This window comes from Rahnella sp. AA (genome assembly GCF_002834385.1).
Classification (GTDB): Bacteria; Pseudomonadota; Gammaproteobacteria; order Enterobacterales; family Enterobacteriaceae; genus Rahnella.
The window spans coordinates 1-5221 of the sequence record NZ_PITQ01000024.1; the positions used below are offsets into that span (position 1 = coordinate 1).

5 protein-coding genes, 4 tRNA genes and 1 rRNA gene are annotated in these 5221 nt (G+C 47.9%); 8 read left to right on the forward strand and 2 right to left on the reverse strand.

Annotated features, from left to right (window positions below):
- Nucleotides 1-66 precede the first annotated feature (66 nt).
- The 3 genes from rrf (at nucleotide 67) to birA (ending at nucleotide 2364) form a co-directional block, all read left to right on the forward strand.
- Nucleotides 67-182, forward strand: a 5S ribosomal RNA gene (gene rrf, locus CWS43_RS26965).
- Nucleotides 183-370: 188 nt separating this feature from the next.
- Nucleotides 371-1408: a UDP-N-acetylmuramate dehydrogenase gene (gene murB, locus CWS43_RS26970; RefSeq protein WP_101080190.1), complete on the forward strand. Its 1038-nt coding sequence runs from the start codon at nucleotides 371-373 to the stop codon at nucleotides 1406-1408.
- A complete protein-coding gene (gene birA, locus CWS43_RS26975; RefSeq protein ID WP_101080191.1) occupies nucleotides 1405-2364 on the forward strand; it encodes a bifunctional biotin--[acetyl-CoA-carboxylase] ligase/biotin operon repressor BirA in 960 nt (319 codons plus the stop codon). The genes murB and birA overlap by 4 nt, the downstream gene beginning before the upstream one ends.
- Nucleotides 2365-2413: 49 nt before the next feature.
- Here the strand turns inward: birA and coaA are convergent, their stop codons facing one another.
- Both coaA and CWS43_RS26985 read right to left on the reverse strand, forming a co-directional pair.
- Nucleotides 2414-3364 carry a type I pantothenate kinase gene (coaA, locus tag CWS43_RS26980; RefSeq protein WP_101080192.1) on the reverse strand — a complete coding sequence of 317 codons (951 nt, stop codon included), beginning with the start codon at nucleotides 3362-3364 and terminating at the stop codon, nucleotides 2414-2416.
- Nucleotides 3365-3583: 219 nt separating this feature from the next.
- Nucleotides 3584-4120, reverse strand: coding sequence for a GNAT family N-acetyltransferase (locus CWS43_RS26985; protein WP_101080193.1), 537 nt, complete (start codon nucleotides 4118-4120; stop codon nucleotides 3584-3586).
- Between the two features lie 383 nt (nucleotides 4121-4503).
- Here CWS43_RS26985 and CWS43_RS26990 point away from each other — a divergent pair.
- The 5 genes from CWS43_RS26990 to CWS43_RS27010 all read left to right on the forward strand — a co-directional run.
- Nucleotides 4504-4579, forward strand: a tRNA-Thr gene (locus CWS43_RS26990).
- Between the two features lie 19 nt (nucleotides 4580-4598).
- Nucleotides 4599-4683: transfer RNA gene (locus CWS43_RS26995), tRNA-Tyr, on the forward strand.
- A 130-nt stretch (nucleotides 4684-4813) separates the two neighbouring features.
- A tRNA-Gly gene (locus tag CWS43_RS27000) sits at nucleotides 4814-4888 on the forward strand.
- Nucleotides 4889-4895: 7 nt separating this feature from the next.
- A tRNA-Thr gene (locus CWS43_RS27005) sits at nucleotides 4896-4971 on the forward strand.
- 108 nt (nucleotides 4972-5079) lie between these two features.
- A partial coding sequence (locus CWS43_RS27010; RefSeq protein ID WP_074437493.1) for a GTP-binding protein occupies nucleotides 5080-5221 on the forward strand: 142 nt, incomplete at its 3' end.

Sequence of the window (5221 nt, forward strand, 5' to 3'; positions counted from 1 at the left end):
TGTTCCGAGATTGGTTCGTAGTGCAAGCCTGAAGCAGGGTGAGCGTTATGAATGAAACAGAATTTGCCTGGCGGCAATAGCGCGGTGGTCCCACCTGACCCCATGCCGAACTCAGAAGTGAAACGCCGTAGCGCCGATGGTAGTGTGGGGTCTCCCCATGCGAGAGTAGGGAACTGCCAGGCATCAAATAAGTGGAAAGCCCTGTACTGACGTACAGGGCTTTTTGCTATGGGGAATTTGGGGAGAGCTGAAGGGATTCTGAAGCTACTTTCATTCTTCCCTGGTTGACTCTCTGCCAGAAAACTGTGCGTCAGAACGCAGTGAATCGGTTAAACTAAGCTCAAATAAGTCACCAATGAGTAATCTAGTTATGTCGATTGACGACACTTCTCTTCAATCCCGAAATACCTTTTCCCTTGCTGCACATGCTGCTGAAATCGTGAGTGTTTGCAGTGTGGAGCAGCTGACCACGGCCTGGAAGTCTGCGAAAGAAAAGCAGCAACCTTTCTTGCTTTTAGGTGAAGGAAGCAATGTCCTTTTTCTTGATGATTTTGCCGGTATGGTTGTCTTGAACCGAATCAAAGGCATTGAACTGACTGAAAATACAGACGATTGGTTGTTGCATGTCGGCGCGGGAGAAAACTGGCATGAGCTGGTTTGCTACGCATTGGAACACAATATTCCAGGGCTGGAGAATCTGGCTCTGATCCCCGGTTGTGTGGGTTCTGCACCTATTCAGAACATTGGTGCTTATGGGATTGAGCTGCAGAGTATCTGTAATTATGTCGACGTTTTGGATCTGCAGACTGAAGAGTTGGTGCGTCTAAGTAATGAAGAATGTCAGTTCGGCTACCGCGAAAGTATCTTCAAGAATTCTTTTAAAAATGGCTATGCCATAGTAGCCGTCGGTTTGAAGCTGACGAAACAATGGCGACCGAAACTCACCTATGGTGATCTGGCCCGTCTGGATCCCGGAACCGTCACACCCCGGGAGATCTTTGATTCGGTCTGCTCGATGCGACGCAGTAAATTACCGGATCCTGCTGTCACCGGGAATGCGGGAAGCTTCTACAAAAACCCTACCGTCAGCGCGCTGGTTGCCGAAAAAATCAGCAGTCAGTACCCTTCGATGCCCTCTTATCCACAAGCCAATGGGCAGATAAAACTTGCCGCAGGTTGGTTAGTTGAACAATCCGGCCTGAAAGGTTTTAGCATTGGCGGTGCTGCGGTGCATGAGAAGCAGGCGCTGGTATTGATTAATAAAAACCATGCGAGCAGCGGAGATGTCCGTGCGTTGGCGAAGTATGTTCGGGATGCCGTTGCCGAAAAATTTGGCATTTGGCTTGAGCCTGAAGTCCGCTTCATTGCCGCAGAAGGTGAAGTGAATGCTGTGGAGGCGTTGTCATGAGGGATATTACCGTCCCACTGCAACTGATCTCAATTTTGGCCGATGGTGAGTTTCATTCTGGTGAGCAGTTAGGTACCGCAATGGGAATGAGTCGTGCGGCAATTAATAAACATATCCAGACAGTACGGGATTGGGGTGTCGATATCTTCACGGTTCCCGGGAAAGGTTACAGCTTGCCTTATCCTATCCAGTTACTGGAAGAGGAGAAGATACTAGCCATGCTCCCCGCTGGCGGAGTCAGTGTCCTGCCTGTTATTGATTCAACTAATCAGTACCTGATGGACAGGATTGCTCAGCTGAATTCTGGTGATGCCTGTGTTGCGGAATATCAGCAGGCTGGGCGAGGGCGCCGCGGCCGTAAGTGGTTTTCACCTTTCGGCAGCAATCTTTATCTTTCTATGTACTGGAAACTGGAACAAGGTCCCGCTGCGGCAATGGGGCTGAGCCTGGTGATCGGGATTGTTATGGCGGAAGTGCTTCATCGCCTTGGTGCCGAAGATGTTCGGGTCAAATGGCCTAACGATCTTTATCTCAATGATCGCAAGCTGGCGGGTATTCTCGTTGAGTTAACGGGAAAAACCGGAGATGCAGCCCATCTTGTTATCGGCGCGGGTATTAACCTCAAAATGCGTGAACCTGCGACCGATACCATTAATCAGGGTTGGATCAACCTGCAGGAAGCGGGTGTGAATATCGACCGCAACGAACTGACAGCAACGTTGCTGAAAGAGCTGCGTTCTGCTCTAGTTCATTTTGAAAAGGAAGGCCTGACACCATTTATTGCCCGCTGGCGGGGCTTAGATAATTTCCTTGACCGGCCAGTCAAATTGCTGATTGGCGATCAGGAAATTCATGGTGTTGAACGGGGGATTGATCCGCAGGGCGCATTGTTGCTTGAGCAAGATGGTGTTATTAAACCGTATATCGGTGGTGAGATCTCACTGCGCGGTGTCTGAATAAAATAAAAGGAGAGCATCGGCTCTCCTTTATTTATTTCCAAAGTACTTATTTTCTCAACCGGACGTTTTCAACTGCGTGATTCGCACTTTTCGTCAGAATAAGGCTGGCTCTTTCCCGTGTTGGTAGTATGTTTTCTTTTAAATTCAATCCGTTAATTTCATTCCATAGCTGGGTCGCAATGTTCACTGCTTCTTCTTCTGGCAGTTTTGCATAGTGATGGAAATAGGAATCGGGATCCGAGAATGCGCCCTGGCGGAATTTCAGGAAGCGATTGATATACCAGCCCTGTAATAAATCTTCCGGTGCATCAACATATATTGAGAAATCAACAAAGTCAGAAACAAATACATGATGCGGATCATGAGGATAATCCATTCCACTTTGTAAAACATTGAGCCCTTCAAGAATTAAAATATCTGGCTGCTCAATGACTTTATTCCCATCGGGGATCACATCATAAATCAGGTGTGAATATACCGGGGCAGTAACACGCTTAGCGCCTGATTTAACTTCAGAAACGAAATTTACCAACTGATGCATGTCATAAGACTGCGGGAACCCCTTTTTCTTCATGATCCCACGTTCTTGCAGCGTCTTATTGGGATAGAGGAATCCATCAGTAGTGATCAGTTCCACAGAGCGATGTTCAGGCCAACGGCTCAGCAACGCCTGCAGGACACGCGCTGTCGTGCTCTTGCCCACAGCAACACTTCCTGCAATGCCAATGACATAAGGTATTTTCTGCCCGTCTGTGCCGAGGAACTGTTCAAGCACAGCTTGCCGGCGCAGGTTGGAACTGATGTAAAAATTGAGAAGGCGTGAAAGCGGCAGATAGATCTGCGCGACTTCCTCAAGGGATAAATCCTCGTTGATACCTTTCAGGTTCACGACTTCCGCTTCTTTGAGCGTTAGCGGTACTGAATCACGTAAGGCTGCCCACTGCGCACGATCGAACTGCAGATAAGGAGTTGCCAAAGATGGGTCTCTTTTTTTCATAAGTTAAAGTCTGCCTGTTAGCGCAGGTCAGGAAAGGCGCTCACGCCAACTCCAGACAGTAAACCAGCAGCATATTATAGACACCTTAGTTTTCAGGGGAGATCTTTTTCTTATAACTTATCGATTTCTTTGATTGAGTTTAAAAAATTATAAGAAAACTATGCAAAGAAAAAAGGTACCGCGAAAGCAGGGGATGGCTTTCGCCTTCCCCTGCAGTCATCAGAAGAGGGAAGAGGACGAACGGGTAAAGTCAGAGAGTCGTTTATAGTAGATCACTTCATTTTTTCGACTGTAGCGGGCTGAGTCGGTTTTGAAAGTTGCACAGCGGTAGCCCTGAGCCCGGTAGAAAGCCTCTGCCTCAGAACCCGAACGCATATCGGATGACACAACAGCAAAACGCAGATCCTGAGCGGTCTTTTCCAGTTCGCGCATTAATAATCTACCGACGCCACGCCGTTTTGCCCGCTCGCAAACCAGCAGTGTATTAATTTCTGCTTCATGCGGGGAATCTGCCGGGCATGTTAAATCCAGTTGTACGGTCCCGATCACGCCCTGCTCATCACGGGCAATCCAAAGCAAACGCTCATTTTGAGAGAGTGCAGGGCGCAAATCATTGAAAGAATCTTCGGCCTCTTTCTTCTCCAGGGTATAAGGGAACCCCGTTGAACTCCCCTGACGGTTGGCCTCCACCAAAAGCTGGGCCAGTTCATCCCGGTAGACAGGTAACGTCGCAGCATTAAGCATGACTATTTTCATTACAGCACTCCTCAGAAGAAAAACAGTGCGTTCAAAAGGAAGACTGCAAAAGTTGCGCCAATAAAAAAGGCCGTAATATCAGTATTAGCCGAAAAGAAAACGCCGCTTGGTGATCATTGATGAGGCAAAAGCACATTTTCAGTGCATAAATTTAGCAGGCATGCGGCAGGAATGATTTTTCGTAGGCTGAGCGGAAAGGAAATTCCTAATATTGTCTCAGTCACGAGACCTGGGACGATGCTTTCTGCACATTATTTGAACCTTTAAAGGCGTTAACTAGGGCAAAAGCCTGCTTTTTGAATAAAACATGAGCGATAGTGCAAAACATGCAATTTTTTTGTTGCATAGCCCGTAAACTCTCCCTAGAATGCGCAGCACTTGATGCCGGCATAGCTCAGTTGGTAGAGCAACTGACTTGTAATCAGTAGGTCCCGAGTTCGACTCTTGGTGCCGGCACCATTCAAGTACTTAACAATTAGGTGGGGTTCCCGAGCGGCCAAAGGGAGCAGACTGTAAATCTGCCGTCATCGACTTCGAAGGTTCGAATCCTTCCCCCACCACCATACAGGCTTCAGCAATGAAGCAGCTTAAAGTGAAAAACTCGCTTTAAGTGAAGGTGAGGAATTAAGTGTCTCACGTCCTTTTCCCCGCCTTCAAGTTCTTCAGAAAAATTAGGTAGCCGAGTTCCAGGATGCGGGCATCGTATAATGGCTATTACCTCAGCCTTCCAAGCTGATGATGTGGGTTCGATTCCCACTGCCCGCTCCAAGTATGTGCTGATATAGCTCAGTTGGTAGAGCGCACCCTTGGTAAGGGTGAGGTCGGCAGTTCGAATCTGCCTATCAGCACCACTTCCAAATTCTCCCTCCTGATTTTCTTTCTGTAAACTAATTCGTCAAGCAAATGCTTGGTTGATGTGGTGATACCACCGATTTAACCGTGTCTTAGAGGGACAATCGATGTCTAAAGAAAAGTTTGAACGTACAAAACCGCACGTTAACGTTGGTACTATCGGCCACGTTGACCACGGTAAAACTACCCTGACTGCAGCAATCACTACCGTTCTGGCTAAAACCTACGGCGGTTCTGCACGCGCATTCG

Excerpts from the sequence above, each read along its gene's own strand:
- birA (WP_101080191.1), top strand. The coding sequence starts at position 1,405 with ATGAGGGATATTACCGTCCCACTGCAACTGATCTCAATTTTGGCCGAT.
- coaA (WP_101080192.1), bottom strand. The coding sequence starts at position 3,364 with ATGAAAAAAAGAGACCCATCTTTGGCAACTCCTTATCTGCAGTTCGAT.
- murB (WP_101080190.1), top strand. The coding sequence starts at position 371 with ATGTCGATTGACGACACTTCTCTTCAATCCCGAAATACCTTTTCCCTT.
- CWS43_RS26985 (WP_101080193.1), bottom strand. The coding sequence starts at position 4,120 with ATGAAAATAGTCATGCTTAATGCTGCGACGTTACCTGTCTACCGGGAT.